Source organism: [Empedobacter] haloabium (genome assembly GCA_008011715.2).
GTDB lineage: Bacteria > Pseudomonadota > Gammaproteobacteria > Burkholderiales > Burkholderiaceae_D > Rugamonas > Rugamonas haloabia.
Window position 1 is genome coordinate 5,409,008 of the sequence record CP136508.1, and the last position, 15,343, is coordinate 5,424,350.

Sequence of the window (15,343 nt, forward strand, 5' to 3'; positions counted from 1 at the left end):
CTTCAGCAGCACAGTGGCGGGGTCCTGCGCGGGCCCCTGCACCTGTCTCTTATACAGAACGCGTTGCCGGCCAGCGCCGGGAACGCGCCCGGGATGCCCTTGCCGCTGGCCTGGTGGCAGGCGGCGCAGCTTTTCTGGAACACGGCCTTGCCGTCCGCCTCGGCGGCGGTGGCCGACATCGCGAACACGGCAAAAGCCAGGGTGGCTGCGATGCGTTTCATGCGCTGGCCCTTTCATGCAGGCGCACCAGCTGCTGCCAGGCCGATTCGATGGCGCCGGCCTGCCAGCCCGTCAGGTAGCTCAGGTGTTCGCCGGCCAGCAGCACCCGGCCCTCCCCTTCCAGCAGCAGCGGATAAGCGGCCTTGCGGCTTGCGTCGGTCCACTCGGCCCAGCCGCCCAGGTTGTACTGCACCCGATGCCAGGCGACCGAGAACGCGCTGTCGAACGACTCGCGGTAGGCCGGGAAGATCTTCTCGCCGGCCGCCAGCGCGAATTCGGCCCGCTCGGCGGGGCTGAGCGCGCTGGTTTCGATGGCCGCCGTCTGATAGTTGTAATACCCCAGCAGCACGCCCTTCTTCTTCTGCCAGCCGGACGACGGCAGCGAGATCGTGTTGATGCCCGGGATGTCGGTCAGCACGTGGCCGCCGTAGATATGGTCGTCCTCTTCCCAGAAACGACGCTTCATCTGCAGGCCGATCTTGCCGACGGGGGCATAGGCGACCGCCTTGATGGCGCCCTTGAACTTCTCGGAAAAATCGGTATCGACCATGCGCAGCACCGACAGCGGCAGCGTGCACAGGCAGTAGTCGGCCGCCACCGTTTGCGCCTTGCCGCTGGCGCTGTCCTTGAACGTCACCATGACGCTCCTTTCGCCATGGCGGATCGCCTGCACCTCGGCGTGGTAGCGGATGAAGCGGCCGACCCGCTTCTCGAACGCCTTGGGAATCTGGTCCATGCCGCCCACCGGCTGGAACATCGTGTTCTGCATCGGGTAGTCCTGCACCGCGCTGTACACCTTGCCGACGCCCGCCGCCAGCAGCTCGGAAAAGCCCAGCGGGTCGGATGGCGTGCCCGGCCCGGGGTTCATGCCGGCGCCGGGATTGACGGCGAAACCGCGCCCCGTGCGGCCCTTGTAGCGCAGGTCGCCAGCGCTCAGCTGTCCCTCGTGCGCCAGGTAGTCCAGCAGCGCGCGCTGGTCGTCCACCGACAGCTGCTTGTCGAGCAGGTGGTCCTGCACCGACTTGGCCAGCAGCTCGGCAACGTGGCCGCGCAGGTCCGCCTTGACCTGGGCGGGACGCAGGCGCTGCTTCGCCAGCGGACCGCCGTTCTCCAGGTAGACGAAGGCGTGGTCGTTATCGTTCACCATCACCTCGAGCGGCACCTCGAACAGGCGCGTGTAGTGCAGCGTGGACTGGTGGTGCAGCGGGATGCGCCACGGGCCGTGGTTGATGTACTGGCCGTCGTCGAACGCGCAGCGCTGCGTTTCGCCACCCAGCTCGGTCAGCTCGAAGCCCTTGCGCGCCGTCTGGCAACGCCCGCCGGCAAAGGCGCGCGCCTCCAGCACCTGCACGCGGTAGCCCAGCTTGTTCAATTCATAGGCGGCCGTCAGTCCCGCCAGTCCGGCGCCCAGGATGACGACGGACTTGCCCTTGCCGCTGCCGCTCAGTACCGGCGGCGTCGCCGTCGTCGAGGCGATGCCCATGCCCCATGCATTCATCGCGTTCAGCAGCAGCCCCGTGCCACCGACCGCGGCGGCACGGTACAGGAAGCCGCGCCGCGTCACCGATCCCACCGTTCCACTTTCCATCAGAGCCCCTCCAGGCGGTTGAAAATCCTCTTGCTTGCATGAAGGTACAAAAGCAATCGATGTGCCATTGGCCGGTTCGAACGCACTGATTTCGATCGAACGAATGAAGTCGCTTCGCGACGGCGATGACGTGGCGCTGCGCGGCCCCGGCGCGGGCAAGCGTCGTCAGCACTTTGTTCGATGTGCGCGGACGCCCGCAACTGTGTTCGCCACTGCTCCCATTTGCCGCCCTGCACCACGGTGGCGCGAGAAACATGGCGGGGCTCGGCGCCAAAAAAAACGCGCCCGAAGGCGCGTGAAGAAAGGGTGGATGCCACCCAACCGAAGGAACCTGTGGATCAGCTGACGAAACCGCCGACGATGCGTGCGTAGCTGGCGTACGGGCCGGCCGGCGCCGGCCCGGGCCGCATTGCCGGCATCACGGCCAGCGGGCGCTGCACGCTGCCTGGCTCGGTCACGTGGCAGCGGTGAAACTGCAATGGCGTGGCCGGATCGAGCAGGTAGGCGCTGTCGACGTTGGCCAGGTCGCAGGCCAGGCGTACCGTCCAGCGGCCGCGCAGGCGGGCCCGCTCGAACCAGCGTTCCTCGACGGCGCGCGCGCAGCTGTAATATGTGTCGTGCAGGCGAATCCCCTCTGGCGTGACGAGCGCCTCGTGCACCGGCAGCAGCAGGCAGTGCACCAGGTCTTCGCGGTACTGCTTCAGTGCCGCGCCGCGCTGGCGCATGCCCCAGTCCCACAATTGCAGCGGGGCCGGCCCAGCGGCCGCCGGCAGCAGGTTGTGCTCGAGCGCCGCATCGATGACGAGGCGGGAGAACTGGTCGATATCGAGCACGCCGTCCAGCGCGCCCAGCTGGGCACCGGTGGCCGGAGCCTGCAGCGGCAGCAGTGCGCAGCGCCGTTCCAGCGCCGCACGCCACGGCAGCGTTTCGTTCTCCGGCGTGCCGCTGATGCAGCGCACGCCGAAGTTGTTGCGCAGCGCGCCGCCGCCGTCGAGCGGTCGCAGCGCCCCCGGCACGACCAGCAGCTCGGGCAGGTGGCGGCACGGCCAGTCGGCGGCCGCGATGGGCCGTCCCAGCCGCTCGCAGGCGCGTGCCTTGTCGGCCGCGCAGTGAGCCAGAGCCAGCACGGCCTGCTGCCAGGACGGCTGTTCCAGGCTGATGTACAGGCCGGCGACCATGCCGCTGAAGATGTCGCTGGCCACGTACACCACCGGGCGGCCGACCAGCCGGTCCCGGTCGCCGCGGGCGACCAGGCACACGTCCGCACGCACGGCATCGAGCCGGAACGCGGCACCGGGCTTGCCGCTCTGCGCCACTGCCGCATCCGGCGGCAACGGCAGCGGCCGCCCCGGCGGCTGTAGCACCTTGTCCTGCTCCAGCCAGTAGCCGAACTGGCCGAAGCTGGGCGCGCCCTCGGGCTGCGCCGCGCGGGTCACACGTCCCGTGGCCGCATCGATGGCACGGCGGCAGAAGAAGTCGCCCAACATCGCGTCATACAGCGTGCGGCGCGACTGGTAGGTCACGCCGGTGGTGGCGGCCACGCGGAAGATGCGCCGCATCGCCTCGTTGACGTTGACGCCGGGCGGCGCGCCGTCCTTGCGCGGCCGCCCACGCTGGATGCCCGCCGTGGACGCGCGCGTCTTGCCGCGCGCGCCGGAGTTGCCGTAGTCGGGCAGCAGCGCGTTCGGGGTCTGGCCGCGCTGCCAATAGCGGCGCAGGTAGCGGTAGATGGTGGGATGCGAGATGCCATGACGCTCGGTGTAGGCGGCGATCAGCTGGCCGCGCCGGCGCGCCTGGTAGATGCCCGGTTCCTGCGCCGTCAGCTCGGCCACGATCTGCCAGGCCCGGTCGCGCAGCTCGACGTGCCGTGGCGGCAGCGCGGCCTGGTCGGCGGCGACGAGATACGGGTCTTCCGCCAGCCGGTTCGCGCGGCCGACGGCGACGTCGTCCTCCAGTGTGGCCAGGCGCACCTGCCGGGCCTCGCAGGCGCGCGCCGCGACGTCGAACACGTAGGCACTGCCGCGGTCCGGCGCGATCCACAGGATGCGGACGATCCGGCGCGGCGACTCGTACTGGAGTAAATCGTTACGCAATAGTGTACGCATGAGCATCTGTCCCCTCGACGAAGGTAATGCAGATGCTTATGCAAGTTCCGGGCCAATGCCTGGACGGCAAAACGCCCGGCGCGGGGCCGGGCGTTTTGCCATGTTGGTGCACCAAGCACCGCGACGTCGCACGAAGCACCGGTGACAGGCACCGATCTCGGGGCGGAGGCCCCGAGATCGGTGCCTGTCACTTGGGGTTCAACCTCAGCGCTTCGCCTTCGGCTTGCCGGCCACGGGCTTCTTCGGCGGCGTGTGTTTGGCCGTCTCCGGCGGCATCGCGTCGGCCAGGCTGATTTTGAGCTGCTGGCCGCCGACCCACACCTTGCCCAGGTGCTGGAAGATCTCCGGCGGCATTCCGTCCGGCATTTCCAGCATCGAGTAGTCGTCGAAGATCTCGATGCGGCCGATGTAGCGCGCTTCCAGGCCGCTTTCGTTGGCGATGGCGCCGACGATATTCGATGGCGTGGCCGCGTGCTTGCTGCCCACCTCGATGCGGTAGGGCCGCATCGGCAGCGTGGCCTTGCCCGGTTTTTCCTTTTTCTTCTTCGGCGGCGCCTCGTCTTCCGTCAGCGCCGATTCGACGATGGTATCCAGGTTCGGCTTGCGCTCGGCGGCCGGCTTGCGCTCGACCGGCTTGCGCGCCGGTGCCTCGGCTGGCGCGGCGGCTTCCGGCGCCGCCTCGCCATCGCGGCGGATGCGCAGCATGCGGCCAGCCACGCGCACGCCGGTCAGCAGTTGCAGCTTCTCGGCCGGCAGGTCGGCCGGCATGTCCAGTACCGTGTAGTCCTCGAAGATTTCGATGCGGCCGATGTGCTTGGAGTCGACGCCACCCTCGTTGGCGATGGCGCCCACGATATTGCCCGGCTTGACGCCATCCTCGTAGCCCACTTCGATGCGGTAGGTCGCCATGCCCGGTTCCGGCTCGCGGTGGATCCGTTCCTTCTTCGGCAGCGCTGGGCGGTCGGCGCGTGGGGCGCGCTCGCGCTCCGGCCGTTCGCCGCGCTCGGCGCGCTCGGGCCGCACGCCATCCTCGTGCCAGCCCTTCTCGGCCTTCTTGTCCAGCAGCAGGGGCGTGTTCCCGCGCGCCATCATCGCCAGGGCGGCGGCGATCTCGGTGGCCGGCACGTCGTGCTCCTGCTCGTATTCCTCGACCAGCTGCTGGAATTGCTCCAGCCCGCCCTGCGCCAGCGTGGCCGTGATCTGGTCCTTGAAGCGGGCGATGCGCACGTCGTTCACGGCCTGCAGGGTGGGCAGTTCCATCTGCTTGATCGGCTGGCGCGTGGCGCGCTCGATCGATTTCAGGAGGTTGCGCTCGCGCGGCGTGATGAACAGGATCGCCTCGCCGCTGCGGCCGGCGCGGCCGGTGCGGCCGATGCGGTGCGTATAGCTTTCCGAGTCGTACGGCACGTCGTAGTTGACGACGTGGCTGATGCGCTCCACGTCCAGGCCGCGCGCGGCCACGTCGGTGGCGACCAGGATGTCGATCTTGCCGTCCTTGAGCTGGCCGATGGTGCGCTCGCGCGCGGCCTGCTGCATGTCGCCGTTGATGGCCGCGGCCGAGAAGCCGCGCGCCTGCAGGCGCTCGGTCAGCTCTTCCGTGCCCAGCTTGGTGCGGCTGAAGATGATCATGCCGTCGAACGGCTCGGCTTCCAGGATGCGCGTCAGCGCGTCCAGCTTGTGCATGCCGGAGACCAGCCAGTAGCGCTGGCGGATGTTTTCCGCCGTGCCCGTCTTGGCGGCAACGGTCACCTCCTTCGGATCGTTCAGGTAGGTGTTGGCGATGCGGCGGATCGGCGCCGGCATCGTGGCCGAGAACAGCGCCGTCTGGCGGTCTTCCGGCGTCTCCTGCAGGATGCGCTCGACGTCGTCGATAAAGCCCATGCGCAGCATCTCGTCCGCCTCGTCCAGCACCAGCGTCTTCAGCTTGGACAGGTCGAGCGAACCCTTGTCCAGGTGGTCGATGACGCGGCCCGGGGTGCCGACCACGACGTGCACGCCGCGACGCAGCGCCGACAGCTGCGGGCCGTAGCTCTGGCCACCGTAGATCGGCAGCACGTGGAAGCCCGGCATGTGGGCGGCATAGCGCTGGAAGGCCTCGGCCACCTGGATGGCCAGCTCGCGCGTGGGTGCCAGCACGAGCGCCTGCGGCGCGCTCTGGCGGATGTCGATACGCGACAGGATCGGCAGCGCGAACGCCGCCGTCTTGCCCGTGCCGGTCTGGGCCTGGCCCAGCACGTCGCGGTTGGCCAGCAGGTGGGGAATGGTGGCGGCCTGGATCGGGGACGGCGCTTCGTAGCCGACCTCCTTCAATGCCTTGATCAGCGGTGCGCTGAGCTCGAGATCGGTAAACAGAATGGGTTCCTGGGTTGTTGCAGTCATTGCGGCTCTCGCTAGAATTATCGGGAACGACGCCGGCTCATGGTGGTGCAGGTTCCCTATTGTTCGAATCGCCCCATGCGACAGAAAGGGCGTAGTTTACTCTGTTCCGGCCAGACTGGCGGAACTGTTCGGAATGCCCGTTGCCGAACCGTTCGGCACAGTTGCCGCATTTGCACTACTATCTGGCGCTCCGTCCCCCGAAACAGCCGAGAGAGAACCATGCTTCGATCCTTGTCCGTCGCCGCCCTGGCCGTCCTGCTGGGCGGCAGTGCCAGCGCCGCGGCCTACGGCCCGGAATTGCAGGGCTTCCGCTATCCCTATCCGCTGCAGCAGTTCCGCTTCAATTCGCAGGGCCAGACGATGAAGATGGCCTACATGGACGTGCGGCCGAAAGGTGCCGGCAACGGCCAGGCCATCGTCCTCCTGCACGGCAAGAACTTCTGCGGTGCCACCTGGGAAGCGTCGATCGCCGCGCTGGCCGGCGCCGGCTGGCGTGTCATCGTACCCGACCAGATCGGCTTTTGCGCCTCCACCAAGCCGCCCCATTACCAGTACAGCTTCCAGCAGCTGGCCCAGAACACGATGGCGCTGCTGCGCAAGGCGGGCGTGACGAAGTTCGCGCTGCTCGGCCACTCCACCGGCGGCATGCTGGCCACCCGGTTCGCGCTGATGTATCCGCAGGCCGTCTCCCACCTCGTCATGGTCAATCCGATCGGGCTGGAGGACTGGAAGGCGCTCGGGGTACCGTACCGCAGCGTCGATGAATGGTTCGAGCGCGAGCTGAAACTGACGGCCGACAGCGTGCGCAACTACGAGAAAAGCACCTACTACATGAACCGCTGGAAGCCGGCCTACGAGAAATGGGTGGACATGCTGGCGGGCCTGAACGCCGGCCCGGGGCACCAGATCGTCGCCTGGAACTCGGCCCTGATCTACGACATGATCTATACCCAGCCCGTGGTGCACGAATTTCCCAACCTGAAGGTGCCGGTGACCTTGATGATCGGCGACGGCGACACCACGGCCATCGGCAGCGACATCGCGCCGCCCGAACTGAAAGCGAAGCTGGGCAACTACAAGGTGCTGGGCAAGGAGGCGGCGAAAAAGATCCCGCAGGCGCACCTGATCGAGTTCCCCAACATGGGCCACGCGCCGCAGATGGAGGACCCGGAAGCGTTCCACCGGGCCCTGCTGCAGGCACTCGAACCGGTCCGCTAGCGATGTAGCGCTACCCCCAGCGGCACGCGCTCGCCGGCGGCCAGGCGCGCCTCGTTCTCGTCCAGCACCGCGCCGAACGCGGTGGCGGGCACGGGCCGGCTGAAATAATAGCCCTGCATCTGGTAACAGCCATGCTCGCGCAGGAACGACAGCTGGTCCAGCGTCTCCACCCCTTCCGAGATCACCTGCAGGTTCAGGTTCGCCGCCAGCGCGATGATGGTGGTGACGATGGCCGCGTCGTCCGGGTCCACCGTGAGGTCGCGCACGAAAGCCTGGTCGATCTTCAGCACGTCCACCGTGAAGCGCTTCAGGTGGGCCAGGCTGGAGTAGCCGGTGCCGAAATCGTCGATGGCCAGCTTGACGCCCAGCTTCTTCAACTGGTGCATGACGGCGATGGCATGCTCGACGTCGTTCATGACGAGGCTTTCCGTCAGCTCCAGTTCCAGGCAGTCCGGGTCCAGGCCGGCTTCCCTCAGCACGTCCGCCACGCTGCCGACGAAGTCGCGTTCGGCCATCTGCCGTGCCGACACGTTGACGGCCACGCGCAAGTTGCGCCGGCCCTCGCACTGCCAGGTGCGTAGCTGCTGGCAGGCGCTGCGCAGCACCCACGCGCCCATCTGCAGGATCATGCCGGTCTCCTCGGCCACGGGGATGAAGCGGCCCGGCGCCACCATGCCCATCTCCGGATGCTGCCAGCGGATCAGCGCTTCCATGCCGACGATGCGGCCGCTGCCGATATCGACCTGGGGCTGGTAGTACAGCACGAACTCGCGCCGCTCGAGCGCCTGGCGCAGCGCGCTTTCCATCTGCACCCGCTCGCCCAGCTGCTCGCGCATCGCGTGCGTGTAGAACTTGTAGTTGTCGCCCCCCAGTTCCTTGGCGCGGAACATGGCGATGTCGGCCCGCTCCAGCAGCATGGTCGGGTCGCCGCCGTGCTCGGGGTAGATCGCCACGCCGGCGCTACAGGCGATGAAGGTTTGCTTCTCGTCCAGCACCAGCGGGCCGTTCAGGCTGGCCAACACGCGCTGCAACTGCTCCACCGAAGGCTTGCCCGCGCCCTCTTCCGGCAGCAGCATCAGCGCGAACTCGTCGCCGCCCAGCCGTGCCAGCGTGTCGATCGGGCGTACTGCCGCCTGCAGGCGTTCGGCGACGTGCTGCAGCAACCGGTCGCCGGCCTTGTGCCCCACCCGGCTGTTGGTGAACTTGAAGCGGTCCAGGTCGATCGACACCACCCACAGGCTGTGTCCGCGCGCGGCCGACTGGGCGATGTTCTGCTGCAGCCGGTCATGCAGCAGCACGCGGTTCGGCAGGCCGGTCAGCGCATCGTGCGTGGCCTGGTGGTGCAGCTCCGTCTCGTAGGCCTTCATCGCCGTGATGTCGTGCTGAATCGCGACGAAATGCGTGACGGTGCCATGCTCGTCGCGCACCGGCGATACGTAGGTCTCGCTCCAGAACAGCGTGCCGTCCTTGCGGTAGTAGCGCAGGGTGGCATTGCCATCGCGCTGCTCGCGCAGCGCCGTGCGGATCGTCTCGGCGCCCGGCTGGTCGACGTCGTCGCGGTACAGCAGCCGCGGGTTGCGGCCCATGACCTCGGCCGCCGCGAAGCCGGTGCTGCGCTCGAAGGCCGGGTTGACGTAGACGATCGGGTAGTCGTCCTGCGCCGCCACGATCAGGATGGCGTTGCGGCTCGACTCGATCGCCCGTTCGCGCAGCAGCAGGTTGCGGTTGGCCTCGGCCAGCTGCGTCGTGCGTTCCTCCACCCGCTGGGCGATGGCGCGATGGCGCGTGGCCAGCGTGTGCACGTAGGCCGTGCCCAACAGGGTGGTCAGGATGCCCAGCACCAGGGTGGACAACGAGGCCAGATGATCGGCCACGAGAATATCGTCGCTCATGCTGGCCACCACGTGCCAGGTGCGCCCGGCCACCTCCAGCGGCACGTCGAGCGGCGCCGGTGGCCGCTGGTACAGCCAGGACAGCGGCGGCGCCAGCGCCGCGCGTCCCCCTTCCGGCGGCGGCGCGTAGTACACCAGGGTCTGGGAGGAGCGCTCCGGCCCCGCATACACGTGCAGGCCGACGCCCTGGATGCGCTGCGCCTGCTGGTGCACCTGGTGCAGGCCCGAGGCCATCAGGATCTTGCTGACCATCTCGGCCGGCAACAGGGTCACGGCCGTCTCGCCGACCAGTGCGGCGCGACGCGCGTCCACGTCGGGCAGCGCCACGTCGAAGCGATACACCGGCATCGAGATCAGCATGCCGACGGTGGAGCGGGCCTGTGCCAGGGTCACGAGCGGGCTGGCCGTCGCCAGGCCGGTATCGTAGGCGCGTTGGCGCGCCACCTCGTCGGCCGAGGAATACAGCGAGTCGAGCCCCAGCGCCGGTTCGTTGCCGCGGTACGGCTCGATGTATTCGATCACGCGGTAGCGCGGGCGGTCGCCGGCCGGCACCACTTCGCCGTCGCGGAACTCGGTCACGCGGGCGCCCAGCGCCTGCCGGGCCAGCGAGGCTTCCATCGCCGCGCGCTCGTCGGCGCGGATGAAGCGCATGAAGCTGTAGCCCAACACGTAGGGATAGCGATCCAGCAGCGGCTGCGTGAAGCGGCGGAATTCGTCGCGGCTGACGTCCGGCTGGCTGACGAACAGCTGGTTGACGGCGCGCAGCCCGTCGATGGCGTTGTTGATGCCTTCCTTCAGGGCGAACTCGCGCACGTGCGCGCGCTGGGAAAAGGCGAGCACGAGACGGTCCTGCTCCAGCCGGCTGACGCCGGTGAACAACAGGCCCGTCAGCACCGAACCGCACAGCAGCGCCAGGGTGGCCGCGACGGGCCAGCGCCGAACAGGCTGTCGGCTGAGTTGAGTATCGGAAATCTGGGCCACCTTTTGACGAGATGGTTGGTACGAGAAGGGTAGCATGGTTTAAGCATGCTGCCGCGCCCTGACGGCAGCCCCGGCACTGCCGCGGTACACGACAGTGGCGCGCGTGGTACGGCGTTGGCCGCTATACTGCGCCGATGCCTGCGGGGCGCCGGTGCCCCTCCCGACCAACCACCGTACAAGGAGAATGCTTTGGACAGCAACACCCAATGGATCGACGTGCAAGGTGAAGACGGCACTTTCCAGGCCTACCTGGCCCTGCCACGCGGCGGCAGCGGGCCTGGCATCGTGCTGATCCAGGAAATCTTCGGCGTCAATGCGCACATCCGCTCCGTGGCCGAGCAGTACGCGGCCGATGGCTATGTCGTGCTGGCGCCCGACCTGTTCTGGCGCCAGGGCGCCCATATCGAACTGGGCTACGACGACGCGGACTGGCAGAAGGCCGCCCAGCTGAAACAGAAGACCGACACCGGCAAGGCCGTGGCCGACGTCGCCGCCACCGTGCAGGTGCTGCGCGAGCGCATCGGCGCCGACCAGAAAGTGATGTCCATCGGCTACTGTTTCGGCGGCCTGCTGTCCTACCTGACGGCGGCCAATGGCACGGTCGACGCGGCCGTGGCCTATTACGGCGGCGGCATCCAGAACCAGCTCGACCGGGCCGACGCCGTGACGATCCCGCTGCTGCTGCATTTCGGCGGCAAGGATCAGCACATCCCGCCAGATGCCGTGAAAAGCATCGCGGAAAAGTTCGGCGACCGCGACAACGTGGAGCTGCACATCTATCCGGACGCCGAACACGGCTTCAACTGCTCGCACCGGTCCACCTACCACCAGCGCGCTGCGGCCGAAGCGCGCGGGCATACCCTGCTGTTCCTGAGCGAAAATCAGGAAGCGCGGCAGTAAGGGCCGCAAGTTTCCTGCTGAGCTGACGCGGCTGGGCTAAAATTCGCCCATGACCCGTTTGCCCATCCTGCTCCGCCGGTGTGTGCTGGCCGCATGCCTGCTTGGCGCAGCGTGCGCCGGCGCGGCGCCGCTGCGCGTGGGCGGCTTTGTCGTGGCACCGTTGATCGTTGGCACGGCCGACGCGCCGCTGCGGGGCGCGCTGCGCGAGTTCCTGGAACGGCGGGTCGTCAGCCAGGGCGTGCCGCTGCAATGGATGCCGCCGACGTCGCTGCGCCGGGCCATGGAAAGCCTGCGCAACGGCACGCTGGACGTGCTGCTGCTGACCAGCGGCGCCACCGACCGCGGCCCCGGCATCGGCACCTTCGGCTGGACCTACCTGCGTACCCGGCCGCACCTGGCGGTGCGGCGCGACAGTCCGCTGCAACGCGTGCCCGCGTTGCCGGCGCTGGCCGGCATGGAAATCGGCTGGGTGGCCGGCTCCGCCATCCCGCCCGGGCTGGACCGGGTGGACATCCACTGGCAGACGCTGGCCGTGACGGACTGGCAGGCTGCCAACCTGCGCAAGCTGCGCGCGGGCCGGCTCGATGCCGTGTTTTTCGAGAACGAATATTCGCCCCGATACTACGCGCGCCAGGAAGGCGTGCCGATCCGGCTCGTGCGCCTGCCGATGCCGGAGCGCCGTTTCTTCATGGCGTATTCGCTCAAGGCCGACCGTGCCGACATCGCCCGCTTCGACCGTATCGCCGCGGCCGCGTTTTCCGACGAGCAATTCCGCCACTTCCTCGACCGCTACACGATCCGTTAAACGGCTGAGTGCGTGTCCGTACAGACCGGCCGCGTCCCGGCTGGCATAGTGGTCCTGCCGGGCGGCGGCCCTGACGGGCCTCCTCGACGCCAGCACCGGCATGGGTCGCGCCTCCCCGGGCGCGATCCCTCCTGGCCCGCAGCGGCTACAATGATGCTATTTGCGGGCGCCGCGCGCCTTCTCACCATGGCCAGACTCAAGCTTGAATTTCCCGAGGACCAGTTCTGCTTTTCGACGCAGCTGACGGTGCGCGTCACCGACATCAACGGCGCCAATCACCTCGGCAACGACTCGATGATCTCGATGATCTCGGAAGCGCGGGCGCGCTTCCTGTACGACTTCGGCGTGCGCGAGACCGAGGCCGACGGTACCGGCATCATCGTCACCGACCTGGCCACGACCTACCGGGCCGAGGCGCACGCGCGCGACCAGCTGCTGTTCGAGGTGGGCGTGATGGACTTCAACAAATACGGCGGCGACATCACGTTCCGCATCACCCGCCCCAGCGACGGCAAGCTGGTCGCCATGGCCAAGTCCGGCTTCGTCTTCTTCAATTACCGGCACAGCCAGGTCGTGCCGATGCCGGACGACTTCCGCGCCAAGTTCCCGCGCGTGAACTGGCTGGACTAGGTCCGCTCAGCGCCTGCTGAGGCGGGTGTCGGCGACAGCCTTATGGAACCAGTCGTCGATCATCTGCTTTTCGTAACGCAGCGCGTCGCTGGAAAAATAGCGGTTCATGCGTTGCTGGTACATCATGTTCGACACCTCGTCGGTACCGCCTTTCACCACCTTGCCGTCCTGCTCGAGCGACCAGTTCACCGTCATGCGCGGCCAGTCGGCGCCGCCGCGCATGATGCGGATCTCGTCCACGGCCCAGCGGCGCGGCTCCAGCCGGCCGGCCAGGTCGAAGTCGGTGATCGTCACGTTCAGCACCTGCCCGGGCGCCAGTTCCTTGCCCAGGCTCACGAAATGCGCGCTGAGATCCTTCAGGATCTGGTCGCGGTCGCGCTCGGCGCGCGGCATGTCGAGAAAGTCGTCCGGCTTGACGTAGCTGACCGTCACGCCTGCCTGCGCGGCGCCGGCCAGCAGGGCCAGCGCCGGTACCAGGCACTTCAATACGTTGCGTGCTTTCATGATGGGTCCTTTCCAATCCAATGGCTTCACTATACGCCGCCGGCCAGGCGCAATGGTTTCCGCTGTCACGAAGGTGTAACAAGTCGCAACTAAGATGCGGGCATTCTTAACAACCCAGGATAGCCTTCATGTCCGAGCATCACGATTCGTCCCGCCGCCGCATCCTCAAATTCCTGTCCGGCGCCCCCCTGCTGCCGCTGGCTGGCGCCAGTACCGCCGCCTCGCTGCTGTCGGCTTGCGGCGGCAGCGACGATGCGCCGCTGGTGACGACGCCGGTGACGCCGGTCACGCCACCGCCCACGGTCACCTCGGTCACGTTCGGCGCGATGCCGGCCCCGGCCCTGACCGACGCCGCCAAGATGGCGACGACTTCGGTGGGTTCAACGCTGTCGGCCACCTACAGCGACGGCACCAAGCAGAACTACACGCTGAAATACGAGACATTCTTCATCACGGGCGCCATGGTGCCGAACGGCAGCGGCGGCACGGTCCTGGCCGGCGGCTACTACGACATCAACAACAAGCCCATCCTCGACAAGACGGACGCCGGCCAGCGCCAGTTCTTCTCCGACTGCCCGGACGGCAGCTCGCTCTTGAAGCTGGCCAACGCCAAGGTGGACGGCGTCAAGGGCAATCCGGTATTTGCCGTGGTGCAGTTCGAGTACACCAGCAAGAACGTCAAGGGCGATTCGATGTACGGCATGCTGCCGTCGCCGATCGCCATCCTGACGCTGGACCAGGACAAGACCACGGGCGCGCTGTCGCTGGTGAAATACCACAACGTGGATACCAGCCCGGCCAACGGCCTGTGGATCACCTGCGGCGCCAGCCGCTCGCCGTGGAACACCCACCTGTCCAGCGAGGAATACGAGCCGGACGCCACCGTCGTCGACAGCGACACCCAGTTCCAGGGCTTTTCAAGCAACCTGTACGGCGATCCGAAGAAGGCGAATCCGTACCACTACGGCCACTTGCCGGAAGTGACCGTCAATCCGGACGGCACCGGCAGCATCAAGAAGCACTACTGCCTGGGCCGCATCTCGCACGAGCTGGTGCAGGTGATGCCGGACGAGCGTACCGTGCTGATGGGTGACGACTGGACCAACGGCGGCCTGTTCATGTTCGTCGCGGACAAGGCGCAGGACCTGTCCGCCGGCGCGCTGTACGTCGCCAAGTGGAACCAGAAGACGGCGGAGAATGGCGGTTCGGCCGACCTGAGCTGGATCCTGCTGGGCAAGGCCACCAGCGCCGAAGTCAAGGCGCTAGCCGACAAGCTGAAGGCGGCCGACATCATGAGCGTCAAGACGAGCGACCCGGCCGATGCGTCATACACCAAGATCCCGTACAGCGGCAAGTCGAACTGGGTCAAGCTGAATCCGGGCATGGAAAAAGCCGCCGCGTTCCTGGAAACGCACCGCTACGCCGCGCTCAAGGGCGGCAGCCTGGGCTTCACCAAGATGGAAGGCACGACCGTCAACGCCAAGGACAAGATCGCCTACTCCGCCATCGCATCGATCGGCTCGGCGATGAAGGACGGCTCGGGCGGCATTTCGATCAAGGGCCCGAGCGCCGGCGCCGTCTACGCGCTGAACATGAAGGGCGGCCAGAAGGACACCACGGGCGCCGCCATCAACAGCGAATGGGTGCCGGTCGACATGGCGGCCGTGCCGGCCCTGCTGTCGGAAGACCTGGCCACGCCGGACGCGCTGGGCAACAAGGCCAACGCCGACAAGGTCGCCAACCCGGACAACATCAAGTTCTCGGAAAAGCTGCGTACGCTGTTCATCGGCGAGGACTCCAGCACGCACGTCAACAACTTCCTGTGGGCATACAACGTCGACACCAAGAGCCTGGTGCGCGTGCTGTCGAACCCGGCCGGCGCCGAATCGACGGGCCTGCATGCCGTCGACGACATCAACGGCTTTGCCTACATCATGAGCAACTTCCAGCACGCCGGCGACTGGGACGTGTCGAAAGACGCCAGCGGCAACCTGAAGGGCCTGCACGCCAAGGTGGCGAACACGCTCGACCCGCTGATCAAGGCCAACTACCGCGACGGCTATGGCGCCGCCGTCGGTTACCTGACGGGCTTGCCGGTGCTGGGCTGATCCAACCGTGTCCT

The 15,343-nt window shown here is 67.5% G+C and carries 11 protein-coding genes; 5 read left to right on the plus strand and 6 right to left on the minus strand.

The genetic code is table 11. The features are described 5' to 3' along the window. Positions 1 to 2: 2 nt before the first annotated feature. The 4 genes from E7V67_023465 to E7V67_023480 all read right to left on the minus strand — a co-directional run bounded on the left by E7V67_023465 (position 3) and on the right by E7V67_023480 (position 6,291). Positions 3 to 221: a cytochrome c gene (locus E7V67_023465; GenBank protein WUR12619.1), complete on the minus strand. Its 219-nt coding sequence runs from the start codon at positions 219 to 221 to the stop codon at positions 3 to 5. Next, complete coding sequence (locus tag E7V67_023470; protein ID WUR12620.1) at positions 218 to 1,807, minus strand: flavin monoamine oxidase family protein; 1,590 nt, start codon at positions 1,805 to 1,807, stop codon at positions 218 to 220. Before E7V67_023470 ends, E7V67_023465 begins: the two co-directional genes overlap by 4 nt. A 338-nt stretch (positions 1,808 to 2,145) precedes the next feature. Continuing rightward, positions 2,146 to 3,912 carry a hypothetical protein gene (locus tag E7V67_023475; GenBank protein ID WUR12621.1) on the minus strand — a complete coding sequence of 589 codons (1,767 nt, stop codon included), beginning with the start codon at positions 3,910 to 3,912 and terminating at the stop codon, positions 2,146 to 2,148. Positions 3,913 to 4,116: 204 nt separating this feature from the next. Beyond that, entirely contained in the window at positions 4,117 to 6,291 is a 2,175-nt protein-coding gene (locus E7V67_023480) for a DEAD/DEAH box helicase (GenBank protein WUR12622.1), read from the minus strand. Positions 6,292 to 6,510: 219 nt separating this feature from the next. Here E7V67_023480 and E7V67_023485 point away from each other — a divergent pair, with 219 nt between their 5' ends. After that, positions 6,511 to 7,509, plus strand: coding sequence for an alpha/beta hydrolase (locus tag E7V67_023485; protein WUR12623.1), 999 nt, complete (start codon positions 6,511 to 6,513; stop codon positions 7,507 to 7,509). Here E7V67_023485 and E7V67_023490 read toward each other — a convergent pair. Next, positions 7,506 to 10,382 carry an EAL domain-containing protein gene (locus E7V67_023490; GenBank protein ID WUR12624.1) on the minus strand — a complete coding sequence of 959 codons (2,877 nt, stop codon included), beginning with the start codon at positions 10,380 to 10,382 and terminating at the stop codon, positions 7,506 to 7,508. The two genes, E7V67_023485 and E7V67_023490, sit on opposite strands and share 4 nt — an antisense overlap. 189 nt (positions 10,383 to 10,571) lie before the next feature. Here E7V67_023490 and E7V67_023495 point away from each other — a divergent pair, with 189 nt between their 5' ends. From E7V67_023495 to E7V67_023505, 3 genes are all read left to right on the plus strand, one after another. Next, the gene (locus E7V67_023495) at positions 10,572 to 11,282 is read left to right on the plus strand and encodes a dienelactone hydrolase family protein (protein WUR12625.1); all 711 of its coding nucleotides are present in this window, start codon (positions 10,572 to 10,574) and stop codon (positions 11,280 to 11,282) included. Between the two features lie 49 nt (positions 11,283 to 11,331). Further along, the gene (locus E7V67_023500) at positions 11,332 to 12,087 is read left to right on the plus strand and encodes a transporter substrate-binding domain-containing protein (protein ID WUR12626.1); all 756 of its coding nucleotides are present in this window, start codon (positions 11,332 to 11,334) and stop codon (positions 12,085 to 12,087) included. 186 nt (positions 12,088 to 12,273) lie between these two features. Further along, on the plus strand, positions 12,274 to 12,717 hold the full coding sequence (locus E7V67_023505; protein ID WUR12627.1) for a thioesterase family protein: 444 nt from the start codon (positions 12,274 to 12,276) through the stop codon (positions 12,715 to 12,717). A 6-nt stretch (positions 12,718 to 12,723) separates the two neighbouring features. On the opposite strand, the gene E7V67_023510 is transcribed toward E7V67_023505, so the two are convergent. Further along, positions 12,724 to 13,221: a DUF3016 domain-containing protein gene (locus E7V67_023510; GenBank protein ID WUR12628.1), complete on the minus strand. Its 498-nt coding sequence runs from the start codon at positions 13,219 to 13,221 to the stop codon at positions 12,724 to 12,726. Between the two features lie 128 nt (positions 13,222 to 13,349). Between E7V67_023510 and E7V67_023515 the strand changes: the two genes are divergently transcribed. Next, complete coding sequence (locus E7V67_023515; GenBank protein WUR12629.1) at positions 13,350 to 15,329, plus strand: DUF839 domain-containing protein; 1,980 nt, start codon at positions 13,350 to 13,352, stop codon at positions 15,327 to 15,329. Positions 15,330 to 15,343: the final 14 nt, after the last annotated feature.

Coding starts and splice junctions, on each gene's coding strand:
- E7V67_023465 (WUR12619.1), bottom strand. CDS start 221: ATGAAACGCATCGCAGCCACCCTGGCTTTTGCCGTGTTCGCGATGTCG.
- E7V67_023470 (WUR12620.1), bottom strand. CDS start 1,807: ATGGAAAGTGGAACGGTGGGATCGGTGACGCGGCGCGGCTTCCTGTAC.
- E7V67_023475 (WUR12621.1), bottom strand. CDS start 3,912: ATGCGTACACTATTGCGTAACGATTTACTCCAGTACGAGTCGCCGCGC.
- E7V67_023480 (WUR12622.1), bottom strand. CDS start 6,291: ATGACTGCAACAACCCAGGAACCCATTCTGTTTACCGATCTCGAGCTC.
- E7V67_023485 (WUR12623.1), top strand. CDS start 6,511: ATGCTTCGATCCTTGTCCGTCGCCGCCCTGGCCGTCCTGCTGGGCGGC.
- E7V67_023500 (WUR12626.1), top strand. CDS start 11,332: ATGACCCGTTTGCCCATCCTGCTCCGCCGGTGTGTGCTGGCCGCATGC.
- E7V67_023505 (WUR12627.1), top strand. CDS start 12,274: ATGGCCAGACTCAAGCTTGAATTTCCCGAGGACCAGTTCTGCTTTTCG.
- E7V67_023510 (WUR12628.1), bottom strand. CDS start 13,221: ATGAAAGCACGCAACGTATTGAAGTGCCTGGTACCGGCGCTGGCCCTG.
- E7V67_023515 (WUR12629.1), top strand. CDS start 13,350: ATGTCCGAGCATCACGATTCGTCCCGCCGCCGCATCCTCAAATTCCTG.